This window comes from Streptomyces sp. HUAS MG91 (assembly GCF_040529335.1).
GTDB lineage: Bacteria > Actinomycetota > Actinomycetes > Streptomycetales > Streptomycetaceae > Streptomyces > Streptomyces tabacisoli.
Genome location: NZ_CP159534.1, coordinates 7993610 through 8015621, shown reverse-complemented (window position 1 = coordinate 8015621; position 22012 = coordinate 7993610). Strand labels below are relative to the sequence as shown.

The 22012-nt window shown below is 72.1% G+C and carries 17 protein-coding genes; 7 read left to right on the top strand and 10 right to left on the bottom strand.

Translation table 11 applies throughout. From position 1 onward, the window contains the following. The first annotated feature begins 6 nt into the window (after positions 1 to 6). Both ABII15_RS36325 and ABII15_RS36320 read left to right on the top strand, forming a co-directional pair. Positions 7 to 903 carry an SDR family oxidoreductase gene (locus ABII15_RS36325; RefSeq protein WP_353946539.1) on the top strand — a complete coding sequence of 299 codons (897 nt, stop codon included), beginning with the start codon at positions 7 to 9 and terminating at the stop codon, positions 901 to 903. Between the two features lie 135 nt (positions 904 to 1038). Beyond that, positions 1039 to 1884, top strand: coding sequence for a hypothetical protein (locus ABII15_RS36320; RefSeq protein ID WP_353946538.1), 846 nt, complete (start codon positions 1039 to 1041; stop codon positions 1882 to 1884). 36 nt (positions 1885 to 1920) lie between these two features. Here ABII15_RS36320 and ABII15_RS36315 read toward each other — a convergent pair whose 3' ends face one another. Continuing rightward, positions 1921 to 2760 (bottom strand): enoyl-CoA hydratase/isomerase family protein, encoded by an 840-nt coding sequence (locus ABII15_RS36315; RefSeq protein WP_353946537.1) that lies wholly within the window; start codon positions 2758 to 2760, stop codon positions 1921 to 1923. Between the two features lie 126 nt (positions 2761 to 2886). Here ABII15_RS36315 and ABII15_RS36310 point away from each other — a divergent pair, with 126 nt between their 5' ends. Both ABII15_RS36310 and ABII15_RS36305 read left to right on the top strand, forming a co-directional pair. Then, positions 2887 to 3492, top strand: a complete 606-nt coding sequence (locus tag ABII15_RS36310; protein ID WP_353946536.1) for a TetR/AcrR family transcriptional regulator — start codon at positions 2887 to 2889, stop codon at positions 3490 to 3492. Continuing rightward, on the top strand, positions 3489 to 4850 hold the full coding sequence (locus ABII15_RS36305; RefSeq protein ID WP_353946535.1) for an MFS transporter: 1362 nt from the start codon (positions 3489 to 3491) through the stop codon (positions 4848 to 4850). The genes ABII15_RS36310 and ABII15_RS36305 overlap by 4 nt, the downstream gene beginning before the upstream one ends. Positions 4851 to 5062: 212 nt before the next feature. Here ABII15_RS36305 and hemC read toward each other — a convergent pair whose 3' ends face one another. From hemC to ABII15_RS36290, 3 genes are all read right to left on the bottom strand, one after another. Further along, positions 5063 to 5995 (bottom strand): hydroxymethylbilane synthase, encoded by a 933-nt coding sequence (gene hemC, locus ABII15_RS36300; RefSeq protein ID WP_353946534.1) that lies wholly within the window; start codon positions 5993 to 5995, stop codon positions 5063 to 5065. Positions 5996 to 6126: 131 nt separating this feature from the next. Beyond that, entirely contained in the window at positions 6127 to 7479 is a 1353-nt protein-coding gene (locus ABII15_RS36295) for an alpha/beta fold hydrolase (protein WP_353946533.1), read from the bottom strand. Between the two features lie 42 nt (positions 7480 to 7521). Then, positions 7522 to 8550, bottom strand: a complete 1029-nt coding sequence (locus ABII15_RS36290) for a LacI family DNA-binding transcriptional regulator (protein WP_353946532.1) — start codon at positions 8548 to 8550, stop codon at positions 7522 to 7524. 318 nt (positions 8551 to 8868) lie between these two features. Between ABII15_RS36290 and ABII15_RS36285 the strand changes: the two genes are divergently transcribed. Then, positions 8869 to 11970 (top strand): family 78 glycoside hydrolase catalytic domain, encoded by a 3102-nt coding sequence (locus tag ABII15_RS36285; protein WP_353946531.1) that lies wholly within the window; start codon positions 8869 to 8871, stop codon positions 11968 to 11970. 124 nt (positions 11971 to 12094) lie between these two features. Here ABII15_RS36285 and ABII15_RS36280 read toward each other — a convergent pair whose 3' ends face one another. The 6 genes from ABII15_RS36280 to ABII15_RS36255 all read right to left on the bottom strand — a co-directional run bounded on the left by ABII15_RS36280 (position 12095) and on the right by ABII15_RS36255 (position 18321). After that, the gene (locus tag ABII15_RS36280) at positions 12095 to 13141 is read right to left on the bottom strand and encodes a LacI family DNA-binding transcriptional regulator (protein ID WP_353946530.1); all 1047 of its coding nucleotides are present in this window, start codon (positions 13139 to 13141) and stop codon (positions 12095 to 12097) included. Beyond that, positions 13134 to 13454, bottom strand: coding sequence for an L-rhamnose mutarotase (locus ABII15_RS36275; RefSeq protein ID WP_353946529.1), 321 nt, complete (start codon positions 13452 to 13454; stop codon positions 13134 to 13136). Before ABII15_RS36275 ends, ABII15_RS36280 begins: the two co-directional genes overlap by 8 nt. A 9-nt stretch (positions 13455 to 13463) precedes the next feature. Next, the gene (gene rhaS / locus ABII15_RS36270; protein WP_353946528.1) at positions 13464 to 14555 is read right to left on the bottom strand and encodes a rhamnose ABC transporter substrate-binding protein; all 1092 of its coding nucleotides are present in this window, start codon (positions 14553 to 14555) and stop codon (positions 13464 to 13466) included. Between the two features lie 59 nt (positions 14556 to 14614). Then, positions 14615 to 15634, bottom strand: coding sequence for an ABC transporter permease (locus tag ABII15_RS36265; RefSeq protein ID WP_353946527.1), 1020 nt, complete (start codon positions 15632 to 15634; stop codon positions 14615 to 14617). Then, on the bottom strand, positions 15627 to 16682 hold the full coding sequence (locus ABII15_RS36260; RefSeq protein WP_353946526.1) for an ABC transporter permease: 1056 nt from the start codon (positions 16680 to 16682) through the stop codon (positions 15627 to 15629). Before ABII15_RS36260 ends, ABII15_RS36265 begins: the two co-directional genes overlap by 8 nt. Positions 16683 to 16809: 127 nt before the next feature. Next, positions 16810 to 18321, bottom strand: coding sequence for a sugar ABC transporter ATP-binding protein (locus ABII15_RS36255; RefSeq protein WP_353946525.1), 1512 nt, complete (start codon positions 18319 to 18321; stop codon positions 16810 to 16812). 368 nt (positions 18322 to 18689) lie between these two features. Between ABII15_RS36255 and rhaI the strand changes: the two genes are divergently transcribed. Together rhaI and ABII15_RS36245 are read left to right on the top strand one after the other, a co-directional pair. Then, positions 18690 to 19856, top strand: a complete 1167-nt coding sequence (gene rhaI / locus ABII15_RS36250) for an L-rhamnose isomerase (RefSeq protein WP_353946524.1) — start codon at positions 18690 to 18692, stop codon at positions 19854 to 19856. Between the two features lie 90 nt (positions 19857 to 19946). Then, positions 19947 to 21986 carry a bifunctional aldolase/short-chain dehydrogenase gene (locus ABII15_RS36245; RefSeq protein ID WP_353946523.1) on the top strand — a complete coding sequence of 680 codons (2040 nt, stop codon included), beginning with the start codon at positions 19947 to 19949 and terminating at the stop codon, positions 21984 to 21986. Positions 21987 to 22012: the final 26 nt, after the last annotated feature.

Here is a 22012-nt window from a genome sequence, read left to right as displayed (position 1 = left end):
GCCCGCATGACGACGCCTGCCGCACCCGGACTGCCCGCTCCTCCCCCGCTCGGCGTGTCGGCGCTGCCCCCGGGCACGTACGACGGCCGGCTGGTCCTGGTGACCGGGGGCGGGACCGGACTCGGCCGGGCGATCGCGGCGGAGTTCGCGCGGCTCGGCGCGGATGTGATGATCGCGAGCCGCAAGGGGGAGCATCTGGCTCCGGCCCGCGAGCAGTTGGCGGCGGTCGAAGGCGCGGGCCGAGTCACGGCGGCGACCTGCGACATCCGGGACGCGGGGCGGATCGCGGAGGCCTTCGACGCGGCGTGGGCGGCGCACGGCCGCGTCCCGGACGTCCTGGTGAACAACGCGGCGGCCAACTTTCCCGTACCTGCCGAGGAGTTGAGCCCCAACGGCTGGCGTTCGGTCGTGGACATCACGCTCAACGGCACGTTCTTCATGACCCGCGAGTTCGGCCGTCGGCATCTGGCCGCGGGCACCCCGGGGTCGGTGCTGGCGGTGGGCGCGTCGTACGCGTGGACCGGCGGGCCCGGCTTCGCGCACAGCGCGGCGGCGAAGGCAGGGGTGAAGAACCTGGTGGAGACGCTGGCCGTGGAGTGGGGGCCGTACGGCATCCAGGTCAACGGCCTGGTGCCGGGGCTCATGCCGCACGAGGACATGACGCCGGAGATTCGCGCCAATCTGGACCGGGCCGACGATCCCGGCGCCCGCCAGCCCGCGCTGCGGGTCGGAGCGCCGCGTGAGCTGGGCTGGGCGGCCACCTTCCTCGCCTCGCCCTATGCCCGCTTCATCAGCGGGCACACGCTGGTGGTGGACGGGGCGAACTGGCAGCGGCGCGATCTGGTGAACGGGCCGGTGACGACGGTGCGCGAGCAGTTGGGGCGGGGGCCGTTCACCCCGTAGGACATGCGCTGCCCAGGGAGAGCGCCCCGGTCGGCATCGGCTCCCCTGCCTGCCCGCGGCCCGTGTCGCTACCATGCGTACGGTCACGCAATCCCTCGGCGGGGCCGTGGACGACTCCGGCCGATGGGGGCGCTCATGAGGACTCCGGCCACGCACTGGCGCGCACTGACCGACCCCGACGGACCGAGCGTCGGACGGCAGTTCAGGCAGCCCGATCTGGTCCCGCGCGCCGCGCCGTTCGCCCTGGTGGCCGTCGCCGCCATGGCCGGGGCCCTGGTGCCGAAGGGCGATGTGGAGTCCTGGCCCGCGTACCTGGGCAGCACCGTGCTCCTGGTGCTGTGCGCCGGAGGTTTTCTGCTGCCCTGGGAGCGGTTGCCGGGCTGGTCCACGGTGCTGGTGCCGCTGTTGCACACGGCGTCCGTCCTGGCGCTGATCCTGGCGACGGGGGCGGCGTCCGGGATCGGGCTCGTCCTGCTGGTGCCGCTGATCTGGACGGCGCTGTTCCACGAACGCTGGGAGTCGGTGTGCGTGGTCACGGCGGTCGTCGCCGTACAGGCCATCTCGTCAATCGCCCAGGCGACGCCCGATGTCGTCGTCGCGCGGCGGGTCGTGCTCTGGAGTGCGCTCGGCGGGCTGATCGCGGTCGCCACCCACGGTCTGCGGGACCGGATCAAGAGCTCGCTCGTGGCCAACACGGAACTTCAGGCCGAGGTGCGTGAACTCTCCCTGGCCCGCGAGCGGGACCGGATCGCCGCCGGGCTCCGCGAGGGTGTGGTGCGGAAGGTCTTCGACACCGGTCTGGAGCTGCACGGCACGGCCGCGATGATCGCCGAGGGACCCGCGCGCGCCCGGCTGCTGCGCTGTGTGGCCGAGCTGGACGAGGCGATCCAGGCGCTGCGGCAGAGCGTGTTCGACCTGGGCGAGGACCCCGAGGGCCCGCCCGGCCCCGCCGCCGGCCCGGTGGAGCCGCAGGACCGCTGACCAGGGCGACCGGGGCGAGGGGGTGACCGGGGCGGGTCACGCTCCCTTGAAGTCCGGAGGTCTGCGCCGCGCCTTCGCCGTGAACCCTTCCGTCGCGTCGTCGGAGGTGAGCGTGAGTGCCGCGCTCATCGCCACCCGGTCGAGGGCGGCGTCGAGGCCCGCGTCGGCGTAGGCGTCGATGTCCCGCTTGACGGACTGCACGGCGAGGGGCGCGTTCGCCGCGATCTCCTGTGCCACGTCACGTGCCGATCGCTCCAACTCGTCCCCGGGCACAACCTGTTGGAGCAGCCCAAGGCGCCATGCCGTGTCCGCTTCGATGCGCCGTCCGGTCAGCGCGAGGAACTTGGCCCAGCCGGCGCCCGCCTCGCGTGCGATGCGCAGATCGCCGCCCGCGTCGACCGCCACCCCCAACTGCGCCTCCGGCAGGGCGAACACGGCGTCGTCGGCGGCGATGCGGATGTCGGCCATGAGCGCGAACTCGAAGCCGAAGCCGAGGCAGTACCCGCGCACGGCCGCGACGACGGGTTGCGGCAGGCGCGCGAACGCGGCGAACCGCTCGTGCACCCACCGAATGCCTTCGTAATAGGCGCGACTGCGGGCCGATCCGCTCTCCCCCTCGATCCCGCCGCCCGGCGCGGTGACGTCGATCCCCGCGCAGAAGGCGCGCCCTTCCGCCCGCAGCAGGACGACGCGGATGCGGTCGTCGAACCGGATCCGGTCGGCCAGCACGCCGAGCTGGCGGCTCGACTCCCAGCTCCAGGCGTTCAGTTTGGCCGGGCGGCACAGGGTGAGAACACCTATTCCGTCCTTCTCGACGTCCAGGCGCAGCCGCTGTTCGTCGCCCTCGGGGATCGAGGTGTCGGTCGTGTCGATCATGCGGCCCCCTGCCGGTCGACGGCGTCCTTGGCGGCGCGCAGCGTAGCGGCCCCGCCCTCCACCTTGAAGAGTCGCGCACCCACCAGAGGGTAGACACTGTCTACGGAGATCGGGTAGACAGTGTCTATGCAGACGGACGAAGGCGGCCAGGGAGCCGGCGACAGCAGAAGCGGCCTGCGGGACCGGCTCGTCGACACCGGGGTGGCCCTGGTGGACGCGGAGGGCGTGGCGGCCCTGTCGCTGCGGGAGATCGCTCGCAGGGCCGGGGTCTCGCACGGCGCGCCCCGCCGCTACTTCCCCACCCACCTGGAGCTGCTCTCGGCGATCGCCCGCCGGGGTTTCGCGCACCTCGGCGCGGAGGCGGCGCGCGCCCTTGAGGCCGCCGGGCCGGATCCGCGCGCCCGGCTGGCCGTTCTGGCCCGCACGTATCTCGCCTTCGCGGCGGAGCATCGCGGCATGTACGAGCTGATGTTCCGTCACGATCTGTTGGAGAGCGGTGAACTGGGGCTGCGCGAGACGAGCCTGCCGCTGTTCGGGATGCTGACGGAGCTGGTGGCGCGGGTGCGCCCGGCGGCCGAACCCGCCGTGGTCGCGGGCGCGTTGTGGGCGAATCTGCACGGTGTCGCCCAGCTGTGGGGCTGGGGCAGCCTCCAACTGGCGTCCGGGGTCGACGACGTGACGCCGCTGCTGACGTCGGTGCTCGACGCGCATCTGGGACCGGAACCCCGGTGACCGGCCGTGCCACGCGCCGCGTCACGCTCGCGGGCAGTGTCGTCGGCGCGGTCCTCGTGGCCCTCGACGGGACCGTGCTGACCATCGCCCAGCCCGCGCTCCAGCGCGATCTGGGCGCCTCGCTCACACAGGTGCAGTGGACGAGTACGGGCTATCTGATCGCGGTGGCGAGTCTGCTCGTGCTCGCGGGCCGGCTCGGCGACCGGTACGGGCACCGGCGGCTGTTCGGGTACGGGATGCTCGGCTTCGCGGCGGCGTCGGCGGGCATCGGGTGCGCGCCCGGCATCGGCGCGGTCATCGCCCTGCGCGTCCTCCAGGGCGTGTGCGGGGCACTGTTGCAGCCCGCGACGCTCGGCATGCTGCGCGCCGCGTATCCGCCGGACGAGCTGGCCATGCCGATCGCCCTGCGTACCAGCGCGATCGGCGTCGCGGCGGCCGCGGGCCCGCTGGTCGGCGGGGTGCTCACGGCGCAGCTGGGCTGGCGCTCGGTGTTCTTCCTCGGCGTGCTGCCGGCCGTGGCGATCGCGCTGCTCGTGCTGGGCGTCCGGGACGCGGAGGAGCCCGCCGGACGGGACCGGACCGGTCTCGACGCGGGCGGCACACTGCTCCTGGGCGCGGCGCTGGCCTGTCTGGTGACGGTGCTGGACACCCTGCCCGGGGCGGGCTGGTCGGCGGTGCCGGTGGCGGCGCTGGCCGGAACCTGCGCGGCCGCGGCCGCCTTCGTCCGCCATGAGCGGCGCACCCCGTACCCGCTCCTGTCGCCCTCCCTGCTCGCCTCCCCGGTGGTGGCCGCCGCGCTCGGCGTGCTGCTGTCCGCGTCGGCGGCGCTGTTCGGCACGCTGTTCACGGCGACGTACTTCCTCCAGGACGTGCTCGGGCTAGACGCGCTGGGCACGGCGCTGCGGATGCTGCCCGCCGCGCTCTGCATGGTGCTCGCGGCGCCGCTCGGCGCGGTGCTGCTGCGCCGCCACGGGGCCCGGCCCACGACGTCCGGCGGGCTGCTGCTGCTCGCGGCCGGTGTCTTCGGTTTCGGCCGGCTGGACACCGGGGCGGGCGCGGGGGCCGTCGCGGCGTGCGCGTTCGCGATGGGCGCGGGGTTCGGCACGGTCATGGTCACCGCGACCGAGGTCCTGGTGCGCCGGGCCCGGCTGGTGGACGCCGGGGTGGCCGGCGGGCTCCAGCAGACCGCGATGAACATCGGTCCGACGCTCGGGGTGGCGACGGCGACGACGCTGCTGGCGACGGGCCGGGACTTCGTGGCGTCGATGGGTACGACACTGACGGTGCTCGCGGCGCTGGTGTGCCTGGCGGTCCTCGCCGCGCAGCGACTCCCGTCGGCGGCCGGGACCGCTGCCTGAGCCCTGCGGCCCGTCGTCGCATTCTCTAGGGCCTGTCCGGCGGATCAGGTCGCAGCCGGGTGGCCCGCGCGTCTCTGTGCCGGTGAGCGGGGTCTGGTGCGTCGAGATGCAAGGCGGAGGAGGGCGTCAACGCGGAGCGTTGGCAACCGACGACAACGCCGCAGGTCGGCGTGCCAGACCCCGCGCCCGCGACAAGATCCGCCGGACAGGCCCTAGTGCGGGATGCCGTCGATCAGTTCGCGGGCGCCCTGGCGCAGCAGCGCCACCGCGACCGACATGCCGAGCGTCGTGGGGTCCAGCGGTCCCGCCCACTCCTGGGCGTTGAGCACCCGCTTGCCGTCGGGCGTGAACACGCAGGCACGCAGGGACAGATCGCCGCTGCGCTCGGAGCGCGCGTAGCCGGCCACGGGCGAGTTGCAGTGTCCCTGGAGCACGTGCAGGAACATCCGCTCGGCGCTCGCCTCCCGCCAGGTGTCGTGGTGCCCGAGGCCGCTGACGGCGTCCAGCGTGCCCTCGTCGTCGGCGCGGCACTGGAGGGCGAGGATCCCTGCGCCGATCGGCGGGCACATCGCCTCGGGCGCGAGGATGTCGGTGACCACGTCCCGGCGTCCGATCCGCTCCAGCCCGGACAGGGCGAGAAGCAGGACGTCCGCGTCGCCGGCGGCCATCTTCTCCAGGCGCCGGTTGGCGTTGCCGCGCATCGGCACGCACTCCAGGTGCGGGTGGCTGGCGGCGAGTTGGGCGATGCGCCGGACGGACGAGGTGCCGACGCGCGTGCCCTCCGGGAGTTCGTCGAGGCGGCGGCCGCCCGGGTCGATCAGCGCGTCCCGGACGTCGTCGCGCTTCAGGTACGCGCCGAACGTGCACCCCTCCGGCAGCGGCCGGTCCGCCGGGATGTCCTTCAGGCAGTGCACGGCGAGGTCGGCGCGTCCATCGAGCAGCGCCTGGTCGACCTCCTTGGTGAAGGCGCCTTTCCCGCCCAGCTGCGCCAGGTCGCCCATCCACTTGTCGCCGCTGGTCGTGACGGGGACGACCTCCGTGCGGATGTCCGGATGGAGTGCGGCGAGCTCGGCGCGGACGCGCTCCACCTGGGCGAGGGCCATGGGCGACGAGCGGGAGACGATACGGATCAACTCAGGTGCCATCCCGCCACGATAGTCGCCTCCGCTCGGGGGGCGGTGCACTCTTCGGGTAGGGCGGGGGTGTTCTCGTCGGATGGGTGCGGGCCGGTGGGGCGACCAGCCACGACGGTGGCGCGCCCGACACACGACCGAAATCAGACCTCCCCGCGCACCATCCCCAGCAACCGATCAAGAACGCGGGGGCCACCGGCACGCAACCCGTCGTGCTCGAACTCGTTCGTCACCCAGGGCCGCAACCCCCGTACGGAACGAGCCGTCCGCAACGCGTGCTCCGTGTCCACGTACATGTCGTCGTGGTACACGGCGGCAGCCACCGGCACCTCATTGGCGGCGAGCCGCGCCGGATCGTAGAGCGGCGCCCACTCGGTCCGGCCGGCCAGCGCCTCGGCCACGTCCCGCAGCGGCCGCAGCGCCGGATCGCAGTCGAACTGCCAGGGATGGACGGACTCCCCGGTGAAGTACAGCGGCCCGCCCGCGGCCAGCGCCTTCTCGCCGTCGAACTGAGGGAACTCGGCGCGGATCCGCTCGGCGGCCCAGTCGGTGGCCCGGCCGCCCTGCGCGTAGATGGCCTCGTGGAGAAGGGCGTACAGCGGGTGGGCGGCGTACGACAGCGCGCCGGCGACCTGTTCCTGGAAGGAGTCCGACAGCTCGCGGCCGGCCGGGGTGCGCACGAACGCGTCCTCCAGCAGGTAGTGCAGCCGGTCGCTGCCGTCGCTGCCGCCGAGCCAGATGCCGAGGGACTGGAAGGCTTCGAGGGTGAGCCGGTAGCCGCCGGGCAGCACCGGTTCCCGCTCGGCGACGAACGCACCGATCTCGCGGGCCCGCTCCACGTCCATCGGGTACCGGGCGTAGTGCTCGCGGACCTTGCGCTCGATGCGCGGGTAGGCGGCGCGGTAGACGTCGTCGGCGTGTCCGTCCAGCGTGGGCAGACCGCCGGTGATGATCGCGGCGTCCAGGCCCTCGGGCGCGGCGGAGAGGTAGTGCGTGGCGCAGAAGCCGCCGAAGCTCTGGCCGAGGACGGTCCAGGGGGCGCCGCCGGTGACCTCGGGGCGGATGGCCTCGCAGTCGCGGACGATCGAGTCGGCGCGGAACAGGGTGAGGTAGGAGGCCTGCTGCTCGGCGCCGCCGCGCAGCGGGAGCGTCTGGCGGTTCGCGGGCGTGGAGGCGCCGGTGCCGCGCTGGTCCAGGAGCAGCACCCGGTGGTCCTGGAGGGCGCGGCCCAGCCACGCCTGCTTGCCCGAGAACCGGTTGGCGCCGAAGCCGGGACCGCCCTGGAGGTAGACGAGCCAGGGCAGCGTGTCGTCCTCGCGTCCGGCGGCGACGGCCTCGCGTGCGTACAGCTCGATCCGCTCGCCGTCGGGGGCGGAGTGGTCCAGCGGGACGGTGAAGCGGCGGTCGGTGAGGACGACTCCGGGCTGGCGGTAGCGGGCGGCGCTCAATTCGGCTCCTGTGCACAGGGCGGTACGGGGTGTCCGGAGTGCGGACATTCCGGATCTGCCGACCAGTTCAGCACACGGGCCCCGGGACGGTCAGCGCGGGCCCAGACTGGAGCCGCGGACGACGAGTTCCGGCTGGAGCACGACGCGGCGGTGCTCGTGTCCGCCGTCCGGCCGGTCGGCGGCCTCGATCTCCTCGAGGAGGAGTTCGGCGGCGAGGGCGCCCATGGTGACGGCCGGCTGCCGCACCGAGGTGAGCGGCACCGCGGCGGCGGCCGCGAACTCGATGTCGTCGTAGCCCACGATCGCGATGTCCTCGGGGACCCGGACCCCGGCGGCGTACAAGGACTGCAGGACGCCGAGGGCGAGGAGGTCGTTGGCGCAGAAGACGGCGGTGGGGCGGTCGGCGAGGCCGAGGAGCCGGGCGCCCGCGTCGCGTCCGGCGGCGACGTCGAGGCGTTCGGTGGGCAGTTCGTGCAGGGCGGTGGCGGGCAGTCCGGCCTCGCTCAGGGCGCGCAGCGCGCCCTGGCGCCGGTCCTTGACCTGGTTCAGGGCGGGCGGGCCGCTCACGTAGGCGATCCGCCGGTGTCCGGCGTCGGCGAGGTGGCGCACGGCGAGCGCGCCGCCGTTGACGTCGTCGACGGAGACGGAGCACTCGGTGGCGCCCTCGGCGACCCGGTCGACGAGCACGAAGGGGATGTCGTGGCGCCGGAACTGCTCGACGGTGCGGCCGGTCGCCTCGGCCGGGGTGAGGAGCACGCCGCGCACCCGCTGCTCGGCGAAGAGGGAGAGGTACTCGGCCTCCTCGGTGGGGCTCTGCGCGCTGTTGCACACCATGACGCCGAGGCCCGCCGCGCGCGCGGCCCGCTCGGCGCCGCGCGCGACGTCGACGAAGAACGGGTTGCCCATGTCGAGGACGAGCAGCCCCATGATGCGGCTGCGTCCGGCGCGCAGTTGGCGGGCCGACTCGCTGCGGACGTAGCCGAGCCGGTCGATGGCCGACAGGACGCGGGCGCGGGTCTCCTCGGCGACGCTCTCCGGCCGGTTGATCACATTCGAGACGGTGCCCACGGACACCCCGGCGACGCGGGCGACGTCCTTGATCCCCACGGACTGTGCCATCGGGTGTGATCCTCCAGGTGATCGGGTGCGGCAGAGGGAGTCTACGTGGGGCGCGCCCGCCCGCGTTCGGCCCGCCGCACAGGAGACGGCACCCCGATTCCGAGGCCTTGAATCGTTTCGCCGTGCGTCTCCGATCACTCTGCTGGAGAACACCTCACCGATCAATCCGCTTGCACAGGTGCTTTTTCTGCACACCTCTTGTCAGGGGCCACACGGACCCGTAGGTTCCTCCACCCCGCATTGAATCGTTTGAAATCGTTCAACCGCCGCTCCCCCACCATCCCCGAGCACCTTCACCGTCGAAGGGAAACCTCACAGATGAGCAGCAACATCCGACGCAGGACCGTCCTGGCCGCGACCGCGGGCGCCGTGCCCGCCGTGGCCGCGGCGGGCACCTTCGCGGCCGCCTCCCCCGCACAGGCGGCGCCCGCCGCCCCGGCCGACGGCGGCGCCGTGACCGGGCTGACCGTCGAGCACCGGGTCGATCCGCTCGGCACGGACGCCGCCCGGCCGCGCTTCGGCTGGCGGCTCGGTTCGGACCGGCGCGGCCTGGCCCAGGGCGCGTACCGGATCCAGGTGTCGTCCTCGGCGGCCCGGCTGGCCGGGGGGCGCGGTGACGTCTGGGACAGCGGGCGCGTGACGTCCGCCGACTCGGTCGCCGTCGTCTACGACGGGCCTCAACTGAAGCCGTCCACACGGTACTTCTGGGCGGTGACCGCCTGGGACGGCACGGGCCGTCCGGTCGGCACGTCCGCGCCCTCCTGGTTCGAGACGGGCCTGCTGAGCACCGACGGCGTCACCCGCTGGGACGGCGCCCAGTGGATCGGCATGAAGGGCAAGGCCCCGAACTCGGCGGGCGCGCCGCTGCTGCGCGCCGAGGCGCGGCTCACCGCACGCAAGAAGGTCCGCGAGGCCCGGCTGTACGTGTCGGCGCTGGGTGTCTACGAGGCGTACGTCAACGGCGAGCGCGTCACCGTGCCGCAGGACGGCGGCCGGGCCACCGAGCTGCTCACGCCCGGCTGGACCAACTACGACATGACCGTGAACTACATGACGTACGACGTCACGGACCTGGTCGCGCGCGGAGGCGGCGGGGTGACGCTGGGCGCGGTGCTCGGCAACGGCTGGTACAACGCCCGGATATCCGAGGGCAGTACGTACTACTCCAAGGACGGCAATCCGCTCGCCCTCAAGGCCAAGCTGCTCGTCCGCTACAGCGACGGGTCCACGCAGTCGCTCGTCACGAAGGAGGGCGGCGACTGGAAGGCCACCGACACCGGCCCCTACCGCGCCGACGACATCTACGACGGGCAGACCTACGACGCCCGCAAGGAACTCGACGGCTGGGCGGCCGGCGGCTTCGACGCCGGGGCGTGGTCGGACGTCGAACAGGTCGGCTACGGGACGAAGTTCCCCGACGCGGAGCTCGTCGCCTATCCCGGCGAGACCGCCCGCCTCATGGACGCGTGGGACCGCACGCCGCGGTCCGTCACCGTCTACGCCAAGGTGACCGGCGAGTCGTCCAGCGCCAACGGCAAGGGCGAGATCGTGCCCGACCCGGCCCGCTCGACGACGAAGGAACCGGGACCGGTCACCCTCCGCACCGGCGACACGGCCGTGTTCGACCTCGGCCAGAACATGGTGGGCGTCCCCCGCTACTCGGTGAAGGGCCCGGCGGGCGCCCAACTCGTCGTGAGGACGGGCGAGATGCTCAACGACGACAGCGCGGGCGCGGACGGCCCCGTCGGCTCGCTCTACCGCGCCAACCTGCGCTCGGCGAAGTCCACCAGCACCTACGTCCTCAAGGGCGCCGACGGCGGCGAGACCCATCAGGACTCGCTGTCGTTCTACGGCTTCCGGTACGTGTCCGTGGAGGTGACGACGCCCGGCACCGAGGTCACCTTCTCGGGGCTCGTCGGCAAGGTCGGCACGTCGTCGCTGCACGACACGGGCAGCCTCAGCACGGACGACGACGCCGTCAACCAGCTGATCAGCAACGTGCGGTGGGGCCAGCGCGGCAACTATCTGTGGGTGCCGACGGACTGCCCGCAGCGCGACGAGCGGCTCGGCTGGACCGGTGACACCCAGGTCTTCTCGCACACCGGCCTGTACAACACGAGCGACGCCGTCACCTTCCTCAGCCAGTTCGAGTCGATCCTCGTCGAGTCGCAGAAGATCTACGGTGTGGACGGCGCCCAGTTCACCGCGGTGGCCCCCGGCAACCGGTACAACGCGGCCTCCCCGTGCAGCGGTTGGGCGGACTGCGGTGTCATCGTGCCGTGGACGGTGTGGCAGATGAGCGGCGACGCCACGATCATCGACCGCAGCTGGGACGCGATGGCCCACTACATCGACTGGATCAAGCAGAAGGGCGGCGACACCTACGCGGGCCAGGGCGCGATCTTCGCCGACTGGCTGGCGTTCCAGAACACCGGCACGCAGCTGATGAGCGATGTCTACTACGCGTACAGCGTCCGCCTGATGGCGCAGATGGGCCGCGCCACCGGCCGCGACACCGAGGCCAAGGCGTACGACGAGCTGCTCGGCAACATCCGCAAGGCGTTCCTCGCGAAGTACGTCGAGGTGGACGGCGACACGATCACGGTCAGGTCGAGCATCGGGGGCAAGCCGCCCATGGGCGGCGACGCGGAGGACAACAGCCAGTCCGCGCTGCTGTGGGTCCTCAAGCTGGGCTTCTACGACACGGAGGCCCAACGCCGCGCCCTGGTGGGCCTGTTGGCGGACAACATCGGCAACGACGCCGCGTACAAGGCGGCCCACCCGGACAGCGCCCGCGTGCAGTACGCGGAGAACACCCTCTCGGTCGGCTTCCTCGGCTCGAACGTCATCGCGCCGGTCCTCACCGACGAGGGCCGCGCCGACCTCGCGTACGAGCTGCTGCACCAGGACGCGATGCCGTCGTGGCTGTACTCGGTGAAGAACGGCGCCACGACGATCTGGGAGCGCTGGAACTCGTACTCCGAGGAGGACGGTTTCGGGCCCGTCGAGATGAACTCGTTCAACCACTACTCGTACGGCGCGATCGCCGAATGGATGTACGCGTACATGGCCGGCATCGCGGTCGACCCCGACCACCCCGGCTTCCGGCGCTTCACCCTGCAGCCGCACCTGGACACGACCGGCAGGATCACGCGGGCGGAGGGCCGGTTCCTCTCACCGTACGGCGAGATCAGCAGTTCCTGGTCGCTGGCCAAGGACGGGACGCTGACCTACGAGGCGGTCGTCCCCGGCAACACCACGGCGACGCTGAAGCTGCCCGCGGTGTCGGCCGACGCCGTGCGCGAGGGGCGTACGCCGCTGGCGAAGGTCGCCGGGGTGCGGGCGGGCGGCTTCACGGACGGCGTCGCGACGTTCGCGCTGCCCGCCGGCCGGTACCGGCTGACGAGCACGGTGCGGTGACCGCCGAGGGGGTGCGGGACCGGCGTCCCGCACCCCCTTTTCAGGCGCGCGGCCGGCTGACGGCCGGTGGGGCTTCTCGCGCGGTTCCCCGCACCCCTGAGGCATGCACGTCGTGCGGCCCCGTTCACTCCGCACCCGCGGGTCGCGCACTCGAATCCCGCACCACCAACTCCGGCCGTAGCAGCACATGTTGATGCCGGTGGGCCGCAGCCCGCTCCCCCGTCTCCTGGAGCAGGAGTTCGGCGGCGATCGTGCCCAGGGTGAGCGCGGGCCGCCGGACGGAGGTGAGCGGGACGGTGGCCGCCGCCGCGAACTCGATGTCGTCGTAGCCGACGATGGACAGGTCCTCGGGGACCCGCACCCCGGCCGCGTACAGCGCCTGGAGCACGCCCAGCGCGAGGAGGTCGTTCGCGCAGAACACGGCGGTCGGGCGCGGGGCGAGGCCGAGGAGGCGGGCGCCCGCGTCGCGGCCGGCCGCCACGTCGAGCCGTTCGGTGGGCAGTTCGCGCAGCAGGGTGTCCGGCAGTCCGGCCTCGGCGAGCGCCTTGTGGGCGCCCGCCCTGCGGTCCTGCACCTGGCGCAGGTGCGGCGGCCCGCTGACGAACGCGAGGGAGCGGTGGCCCCCCGCGACCAGGTGGCGGAGCGCGAGGGCGCCGCCCGACACGTCGTCGACGGCGACGGAACAGCCCTCCTCGTCGCCGGCGACCCGGTCCACGACCACGTACGGGATGCCGTGCCGCCGGAAGTCGCGCAGGGTGCTGCCGCTGGGGTCGGCCGGGGTGATCAGGGCGCCCCGCACCCGCTGCTCGGCGAAGAGGGAGAGGTACTCGCCCTCCTCCGCCGGGTCCTGGCCGCTGTTGCAGACCATGACGCCGAGCCCGGCGTCGCGCGCGGCGCGCTCGGCGCCGCGCGCGACGTAGACGAAGAACGGGTTGCCCATGTCGAGCACGAGCAGGCCCATCATGCGGCTGCGTCCCGCGCGCAGCTGGCGGGCGTACTCGCTGCGGACGTAGCCGAGGCGGGCGATGACCTGCTGGACGTGGCGGCGGGTCGTCTCGGTCACCCGGTGCGGCTGGTTGAGGACGTTGGAGACGGTGCCCACGGAGACTCCCGCGACGCGCGCCACGTCCTTGATCCCGACCGTGGACCGGCGGCCCGGCCGCTCAGGCAAGGTGGAAGACCTCGGTGAGCGGCCGCATCGCGGCGTCCGGCGCCTGCCCGTCCAGTTCCTCGAAGAAGGAGCCCATCTCGGCCTGCCAGCGGGCGTTGACGTCGGTGGCGTCCATGGCGGCGCGCGCCGCGTCGAAGTCCTCCGTCTCCAGATAGCCGACGAGCAGGCCGTCCTCGCGCAGGAAGAGCGAGTAGTTGTGCCAGCCGGTCGCGGTCAGCGCCTCCCGCATCTCCCGCCACACGTCCTCGTGGCGCAGGCGGTACTCGTCGACGCGGTCGGTCCTGACCTTGAGCAGGAAGCAGACGCGCTGCATCGGCCCTCCTCAGAACTTGTACTGGTCGATGTTCTTCTTGTCGAAGACGGTCGGCTTGCCGAGGGAGACGACGCCGTCCTTGCCGATGGTGAACTCGCCCAGGTCACCGGCCTTGTACGTCTCGCCCTCCTTGCCGCTGATCTGGCCGGACTCCAGGGCGACGGCGGTGTGCGCGGCGAGCGCGCCCAGCTTGGCCGGGTCCCACAGCTCGAAGGCGTCGACGGTGCCGTTCTTGACGTAGGCCCGCATGTCGTTGGGGGTGCCGAGGCCGGTCAGCTTGACCTTGCCCTTGTACTTGGAGCCGGACAGGTACTGCGCGGCGGCCTTGATGCCGACGGTGGTCGGGGAGATGATCCCCTTCAGCTTCGGGTGCTCCTGGAGCAGGCCCTGCGTCTGCTGGAACGACTTCTGGGCGTCGTCGTCGCCGTAGGCGGTGGTGACGAGCTTGATGTCCTTGTACTCGGGCTTCTTCAGCTCGTCCTTCATGTAGTCGATCCACGTGTTCTGGTTGGTGGCCGTCTGGGCCGCCGAGAGGATCGCGATCTCGCCCTTGTTGCCGATCTGCTTCGCGATCTGCTGGACCTGGGTGCGGCCGAGGTCCTCGGCGCTCGCCTGCGAGACGAAGACGTTGCGGCAGTCGGCCTTGGTGTCGGAGTCGTACGTGACGACGCTGACGCCGTTCTTCATCGCCTGCTTCAGGGCGGTGCACAGGGCGCCCGGGTCCTGCGCGGAGACGGCGATGCCGTCGACCTGCTGCTGGGTGAGGGTGTTGACGTAGGAGACCTGGCCGGAGGTGTCGGTGCCGCTGCTGGTGCCGACCTCCTTGTACGTCGAGCCGAGCTCCTGGAGCGCCTTCTTGCCGCCGTTGTCGGAGGTGGTGAAGTACGGGTTGTTGACCTGCTTGGGCAGGAAGGCGACCGTGAGGCCCTTCTTGGTGGCCGCGTTCGGGTCGGCCTTGCCCGCGGCGGACTTCGCCGCCGACTTGTCGGCGGCGTTCGCGTCGTCCTTGGTGGTGCCGCCGCACGCGGTGGCGCCGACGACGAGGGCGGTGGTGACGGCGAGCGCCGCGGTGAGCCGGCGGGTTCGGGCGGTGACGGACATGAGGGTTCCTTAGCTGTGGTGTGGACGGGACGGAAGGGCGAGGTGCGGGTGGCCGCGCGTCAGCCGGCGGCGGGTGCCGGCGGAGGCGCCGCGGCGGTCCTGCGGCGGGCCCGGGACCGGGCGATCTGCCGGCCGACGCGCGGGGCGAGCACGGAGATCACGAGCAGGACACCGGTGACGACGATCTGGGACTGCGCGGAGACGTTGAGCAGGCTCATCACGTTCTGCAGCGAGCCGAGCAGGAACACACCGGCGATCGCGCCACCGAGGGTGCCCCGGCCGCCGTCGAAGTCGATGCCGCCGAGGAGGACGGCGGCGATGACGGACAGTTCGAGGCCGGTGGCGTTGTCGTAGCGGGCGCTGGCGTAGTGCAGGGCCCAGAAGACGCCGGTGAGGGCGGACAGCAGGCCGGTCGTCACGAACATGGACAGCTTGAGCCGCTTGACGCGGACGCCGGCGAACCGGGCGGCCTCCTCGTTGGCGCCGATCGCGAACAGCGAGCGGCCCACGCGGGTGGCGTGCAACACGACGACGGCGATGGCCAGCAGGATCACGAACGGCAGCGCCGCGTACGGGACGAACGTGTCGCCGAAGCGGCCCGCGCCGAAGTCCAGGTACTGCGAGGGGAAGTCGGTGACCGAGTCGGAGCCGAGGACGATCTGCGCGATGCCCCGGTAGGCGGCCATGGTGCCGATGGTGACGGCGAGGGACGGCAGACCGAGCCGGGTCACGAGCAGGCCGTTGACCAGGCCGCAGACGACGCCGAGCAGCAGACAGAGCGGGATGATCGTCTCGATGGCCATGCCGTTGTTCCACAGCGCGCCCATGACGGCGCCGGACAGACCGGCCGTGGAGCCGACCGACAGGTCGACCTCGCCCGAGATGACGAGCATCGTCATGGGCAGCGCGATCAGGGCGATCGGCAGGGTGTTGCCGATCAGGAACGACACGTTGAGCGCGTTGCCGAAGTTGTCGACGAACGAGAACGAGCAGAGCAGCAGCACGATCAGCAGGGCGCCGACGGCCGTGTCCCAGCGCACGGCGCTCTTCAGGGAATCGGCCTTGAGGGAGTCAGGCATGGCGGGCGCTCCTCATCAGTGCGGCCTGCTTGCGGAGCACGGCGGCGACGCGCAGGGCCAGGATCCGGTCGACGGCGATGGCGAGCAGCAGCAGGACGCCGTTGATGGCGGTGACCCAGACGGAGCTGACGCCGATGGCGGGCAGCACGCTGTTGATGGAGGTCAGCAGCAGGGCGCCGAGGGCCGCGCCGTAGACGGTGCCGGAGCCGCCGGTGAAGGCGACGCCGCCGACCACGACGGCGCTGACGACGGTGAGTTCGTAGCCGTTGCCGGTGCCGGAGTCGACGTTGCCGAAGCGGGCCAGGTACAGGGCGCCGGCGAGTCCGGCGAGCGCGCCGCACAGGACGTACGCGGTCATGATGCGCTTGCGGACGGGGATGCCGGCGAGGTTCGCGGCCTCGGGGCTGGAGCCGAGCGCGTACATCTCGCGGCCGCTGCGGAAGCTGCGCAGGTAGTAGCCGACGCAGAGCAGTACGGCGAGGGCGAGCAGCGCCAGGTAGGGCACGACCCACAGGCCGTCGTGGCCGAAGTCGACGAAGCCGTTCGGCAGGTCGGCGGCGACGATCTGTTCGGAGCCGACCCAGATGGAGTCGATGCCGCGGACGACGTAGAGCGTGCCGAGGGTGACGACGAGGGCGGGCACCTTGCCGAGGCTGACGAGCGCGCCGTTCAGGGCGCCGAACACGGCGCCGATGACGACGGCGTAGATCACGGCGATGAGGGAACTGCCGCCGTTTTGGTTGTAGTTGCCCGCGGCGAAGGCGGAGATGCCGAGCACCGAGCCGACGGACAGGTCGACGTTGCGGGTGAGGACGACGACGGCCTGTCCGGTGGCGACGAGGACGAGGATGGTGGCGTTCAGGAGCAGGTCCTTGACGCCCTGTTCGGACAGGAACTCGGTGTTGGACAGCTCGGTGGCGAGCAGCATCACCACGAGCACACCGGCCACGGCCAGCTCGCGGGCCTTGAACACCTTGTCGATGAGGCGACGCCCGGCGGTGGGCGCGGGGACGGCGTCCTCGCGGACGGGCTGCGCTGTCACGGTCACGATGCGAACAACTCCCTCAGGGGCGCGGGGCTTCGTCGTTCAGCGGCTGCGCCGCGGGGCGTGCTCAGCCACGGCGAACGCGCACCCGCCGACGAACGGACAAGCCCCAACGGCGATCCGGCGAGCATCACGCGGCCCTCCCGGTGGCGGCGGCCATGACGGACTCCTCGCTGGCCTCGGCCCGCGACAACTCGACGGCGAGCCGCCCTTCGTGCATCACGAGCACCCGGTCGGCCATGCCGAGCACCTCGGGCAGGTCCGACGAGATCATCAGCACGGCGACCCCCTCGGCGGCGAGCGAGGAAAGGAGCCGGTGCACCTCGGCCTTGGTGCCGACGTCGATGCCGCGCGTCGGCTCGTCCACGATGAGCACCTGCGGCCCGGTGGCCAGCCACTTGGCGAGGACGACCTTCTGCTGGTTGCCGCCGGACAGGGTGCCGACGACATCGGCGAGACGCGCGTACTTCACCTGGAGCTTCACCGCCCAGTCGAGTGAACGGCTGCGCTCGGCACGGCGGTTCATCAGGCCCGCGCGGCTGGTGTCGGCGAAACCGGTGAGCCCGATGTTGCGCTCGATGGACAGGTCCATCACCAGGCCCTGGGCGCGCCGGTCCTCGGGGACGAGGGCGAGGCCCGCGTGCATCGCGAGGCTGGGGGCGCCGGGCTTGAGCCGCTTGCCGAGCACTTCGACCTCGCCGCCGTCGAAGCGGTCGACGCCGAAGACGGCGCGGGCGACCTCGCTGCGTCCGGCGCCGACGAGTCCGGCGAGGCCGACGATCTCGCCGCGCCGGACCTCGAAGGAGACGTCGGTGAAGACGCCCTCGCGGGTCAGCCGGCGCACGCTCAGCGCCACGTCGCCGAGTTCGGTGTCCTGCTTGGGGTAGAGCTCGTCGAGGTCGCGGCCGACCATGCGGCGCACCAGGTCGTCCTCGGTCAGTCCGGCGAGCGGCTCGCTGCTCACCCAGGCGCCGTCGCGCAGGGTGGTGACCCGCTGGCACAGCTCGAAGATCTCCTCCAGGCGGTGCGAGATGAACAGCACGGCGGCGCCCTGCTCGCGCAGGGTCCGCACGACGCCGAAGAGGCGGGCGACCTCGCTGCCGGTGAGGGCGGCGGTCGGCTCGTCCATGATCAGGACGCGGGCGTCGAAGGAGAGCGCCTTGGCGATCTCGACGAGCTGCTGGTCGGCGATGGACAGGCCACGGGCCGGCTGGTCCGGGTCGAGTTCGACACCGAGCCGCTTGAAGAGCGCGGCCGTCGCGTCGTTCACCGCGCGGTGGTCGACGCGGCCGAGGGAGCGGCGCGGCTGGCGCCCCATGAAGATGTTCTCGGCGATCGACAGGTCGGGGAAGAGCGTCGGCTCCTGGTAGATGACGGCGACGCCGGCGTCCCGGGCGTCGGCGGGGCCGTGGAACTCCACCGGCGCGCCGTCGAGCAGCACCCTCCCGGTGTCGGGCCGGTGCACCCCGGCCAGGGTCTTGATCAGCGTCGACTTGCCCGCGCCGTTCTCTCCGGCCAGGGCGTGCGCCTCGCCGGGGTACAGGCGCAGGCTGACGCCGCGCAGGGCGCGCACGGCACCGAAGGACTTGCTCACCTCCTCCAGCGCGAGGACCGGAGTCGTCTCCGGTTCGGGATGCGTCATGACATGTCTCCGTGGGTCTGCGAGAGGGGAGGTGGGCCGGTGCCGTGCCGCGTGCACGGGCGGTGGCCGTGGGCGTCGGAACGGACGTCCCGGCCCTTCGGCATGAAATGTTTCAGTGAAGTTGCCCGGAAGCTAGCCCCGCCCCGGCGAAGAGGTCAAGGGGTGTGGGCCAGAGGGATCGCACGACGTGCGACACGATTGCGTAACGCAGTTGACCTCACGCGCGAGCTCTTGACGGAGGCCATCTCCGGGGCTAACTTCCCCACCGAAGTGAATCGATTCACGCTTTCTGGCTCACGTTTTCCCGCTCCTCGCCCATGCCCGCCCCGACCGGGGGCATGCGGCAACCCGCGCACTCAGAGGTGGACATGCCTGACATCGCTGCCGTGAAGGCCGCACTCTCCGACCAGCGGATCGAGACACCGTCCTGGGGCTATGGCAACTCCGGCACCCGGTTCAAGGTGTTCGCCCGGGCGGGCGTGCCCCGCACCGCCCAGGAGAAGCTGGACGACGCGGCGAAGGTGCACGAGTTCACCGGCATCGCCCCGAAGGTCGCGCTGCACATCCCCTGGGACACGGTCGACGACTACGCGGCGCTCGGGGCGTACGCGAAGGAGCGCGGCCTGGAGCTGGGAGCGATCAACTCCAACACGTTCCAGGACGACGACTACCGGCTGGGCAGCGTCTGCCACCCCGACCCGAAGGTGCGCCGCAAGGCGGTGGAGCACCTGCTGACCTGCGTCGACATCATGGACGCGACGGGGTCGAAGGACCTCAAGCTGTGGTTCGCCGACGGCACCAACTACCCCGGCCAGGACGACATCGTGGCCCGCCAGGACCGCCTCGCCGAATCGCTCGCGACGGTCTACGAACGGCTCGGCGACGACCAGCGGCTGCTCCTGGAGTACAAGCTCTTCGAGCCGGCCTTCTACACGACGGACGTCCCGGACTGGGGCACCTCGTACCTGCAGTGCGTGAAGCTCGGCGACAAGGCGCAGGTCGTGGTCGACACCGGGCACCACGCGCCCGGCACCAACATCGAGTTCATCGTCGCGCTGCTGCTGCGCGAGAGGAAGCTCGGCGGCTTCGACTTCAACTCCCGCTTCTACGCCGACGACGACCTGATGGTGGGCTCCGCCGACCCGTTCCAGCTCTTCCGGATCCTGTACGAGGTCTCCCGGAACGGCGGCTTCGATCCGGCGACGAACGTGGCGTTCATGCTCGACCAGTGCCACAACATCGAGGCGAAGATCCCTGCCGTCATCCGCTCCGTGATGAATGTGCAGGAGGCGACGGCGAAGGCGCTGCTCGTCGACCGCGAGGCGCTGAGCGCGGCGCAGGCCGCAGGTGACGTGCTGGCGGCCAACGCCGTGGTGATGGACGCCTACAACACCGATGTGCGGCCGCTGCTAGCCGAGTGGCGCGAGGAGCGGGGCCTCGCCCCGGACCCGGTCGCCGGGTACGCGGCGTGCGGGTGGCAGGAGCGGATCGTGGCCGAGCGGGTGGGCGGCGAACAGGCCGGCTGGGGTGCGTGAGCCGCACCCTCTTGAGCCGCGCCTGCGCGCGGCGCCGCCCGCACCCGGCCCCTCTCTCGTTCAGAACCTCTAGGACCTCTAGGACCTTCCATGGCTGTGCATCCTGAAGTCGCCGCTCTGCTGGAGCGCTCCAACCGGCTCGGCGCCGATCCCCGCAACACCAACTACGCCGGCGGCAACACCTCCGCGAAGGCGCTCGCCCCCGACCCGGTGACCGGCGGCGACATCGAGCTGATGTGGGTGAAGGGCTCGGGCGGCGACCTGGGCACGCTCACCGAGCCGGGCCTCGCGGTGCTCCGCACGGACCGGCTGCGGGCGCTGACCGAGGTGTACCCGGGCGTGGAGCGCGAGGACGAGATGGTCGCCGCGTTCGACTACTGCCTGCACGGCAAGGGCGGCGCCGCGCCCTCCATCGACACGGCCATGCACGGTCTGGTGGACGCCGCCCACGTCGACCATCTGCACCCCGACTCCGGGATCGCCCTTGCCTGCGCGGCCGACGGTGAGAAGCTGACCGCCCAGTGCTTCGGCGACAAGGTCGTGTGGGTGCCGTGGCGACGGCCCGGCTTCCAGCTCGGCCTGGACATCGCCGCGATCAAGGCCGCGAACCCGCAGGCGATCGGCTGCATTCTGGGCGGCCACGGCATCACCGCGTGGGGCGACACCGCCGCGGAGTGCGAGGCGAACTCGCTGTTCATCATCCGTACCGCGGAGACGTTCCTCGCCGAGCACGGCACGGCCGAGCCGTTCGGCCCGGCACTCGACGGGTACGCGGCGCTCGACCCGGCCGCGCGGCGCGAGCGGGCCGCCGCGCTCGCGCCGCTGATCCGCGGGCTCGCCTCCACGGACCGCCCCCAGGTCGGCCACTTCGACGACTCCCCGGCCGTACTGGAGTTCCTCGCCTCCGCCGAGCACCCGCGTCTCGCGGCGCTCGGCACCTCCTGCCCCGACCACTTCCTGCGCACGAAGGTCCGCCCGCTGGTCCTCGACCTGCCGCCGACGGCCGGACTCGACCCGGTGGAGGCCCGGTTGAGGGAGCTGCACGCCGCCTACCGCGAGGAGTACGCCGCGTACTACGAGCGCCATGCCCGTCCCGACTCCCCGGCGATGCGCGGCGCCGACCCGGCCGTCGTCCTCGTCCCCGGCGTCGGCATGTTCACCTTCGGCAAGGACAAGCAGACGGCGCGGGTCGCGGGCGAGTTCTACCTCAACGCCGTCAACGTCATGCGGGGCGCCGAGGCCGTCTCCACGTACGCGCCGATCGAGGAGTCGGAGAAGTTCCGCATCGAGTACTGGTCCCTGGAGGAGGCCAAGCTCCAGCGGATGCCCCGGCCCAAGCCGCTCGCGACCCGGGTGGCGCTGGTGACCGGCGCGGGCAGCGGCATCGGCCGGGCGATCGCCCACCGGCTGGCGGCCGAGGGCGCCTGTGTCGTGGTGGCCGACCTGAACGCCGAGGGAGCGGCCGCCGTCGCGGACGAACTGGGCGGCACGGACAAGGCGATCGCCGTGGAGGTCGACGTCACGTCGGAGGAGCAGATCGCCGAGGCGTTCAGGGCGGCCGCGCTCGCCTTCGGCGGTGTCGACCTGGTCGTCAACAACGCCGGCATCTCCATCTCCAAGCCGCTCCTGGAGACCACCGCCAAGGACTGGGACCTCCAGCACGACATCATGGCGCGCGGCTCCTTCCTCGTCTCCCGCGAGGCGGCCCGCGTGATGAAGGCGCAGGGCATGGGCGGCGACATCGTCTACATCGCCTCCAAGAACGCGGTCTTCGCGGGCCCCAACAACATCGCCTACTCCGCGACCAAGGCCGACCAGGCGCACCAAGTGCGGCTGCTCGCGGCCGAGTTGGGAGGTGACGGCATCCGGGTCAACGGCGTCAACCCCGACGGCGTGGTGCGCGGCTCCGGCATCTTCGCGGGCGGCTGGGGCGCGCAGCGCGCGGCGACGTACGGGATCGAGGAGGAGAAGCTCGGCGAGTTCTACGCCCAGCGCACCCTGCTCAAGCGGGAGGTCCTTCCCGAGCACGTCGCGAACGCCGTGTTCGCCCTCACCGGCGGGGACCTCACCCACACCACGGGGCTGCACGTCCCGGTGGACGCGGGCGTGGCGGCGGCCTTCCTGCGCTGATCCGAACGGTCCCCGTCAGGGGCGCG

Coding starts and splice junctions, on each gene's coding strand:
- ABII15_RS36325 (WP_353946539.1), top strand. CDS start 7: ATGACGACGCCTGCCGCACCCGGACTGCCCGCTCCTCCCCCGCTCGGC.
- ABII15_RS36320 (WP_353946538.1), top strand. CDS start 1,039: ATGAGGACTCCGGCCACGCACTGGCGCGCACTGACCGACCCCGACGGA.
- ABII15_RS36315 (WP_353946537.1), bottom strand. CDS start 2,760: ATGATCGACACGACCGACACCTCGATCCCCGAGGGCGACGAACAGCGG.
- ABII15_RS36310 (WP_353946536.1), top strand. CDS start 2,887: ATGCAGACGGACGAAGGCGGCCAGGGAGCCGGCGACAGCAGAAGCGGC.
- hemC (WP_353946534.1), bottom strand. CDS start 5,995: ATGGCACCTGAGTTGATCCGTATCGTCTCCCGCTCGTCGCCCATGGCC.
- ABII15_RS36295 (WP_353946533.1), bottom strand. CDS start 7,479: ATGTCCGCACTCCGGACACCCCGTACCGCCCTGTGCACAGGAGCCGAA.
- ABII15_RS36290 (WP_353946532.1), bottom strand. CDS start 8,550: ATGGCACAGTCCGTGGGGATCAAGGACGTCGCCCGCGTCGCCGGGGTG.
- ABII15_RS36285 (WP_353946531.1), top strand. CDS start 8,869: ATGAGCAGCAACATCCGACGCAGGACCGTCCTGGCCGCGACCGCGGGC.
- ABII15_RS36275 (WP_353946529.1), bottom strand. CDS start 13,454: ATGCAGCGCGTCTGCTTCCTGCTCAAGGTCAGGACCGACCGCGTCGAC.
- rhaS (WP_353946528.1), bottom strand. CDS start 14,555: ATGTCCGTCACCGCCCGAACCCGCCGGCTCACCGCGGCGCTCGCCGTC.
- ABII15_RS36265 (WP_353946527.1), bottom strand. CDS start 15,634: ATGCCTGACTCCCTCAAGGCCGATTCCCTGAAGAGCGCCGTGCGCTGG.
- ABII15_RS36255 (WP_353946525.1), bottom strand. CDS start 18,321: ATGACGCATCCCGAACCGGAGACGACTCCGGTCCTCGCGCTGGAGGAG.
- rhaI (WP_353946524.1), top strand. CDS start 18,690: ATGCCTGACATCGCTGCCGTGAAGGCCGCACTCTCCGACCAGCGGATC.
- ABII15_RS36245 (WP_353946523.1), top strand. CDS start 19,947: ATGGCTGTGCATCCTGAAGTCGCCGCTCTGCTGGAGCGCTCCAACCGG.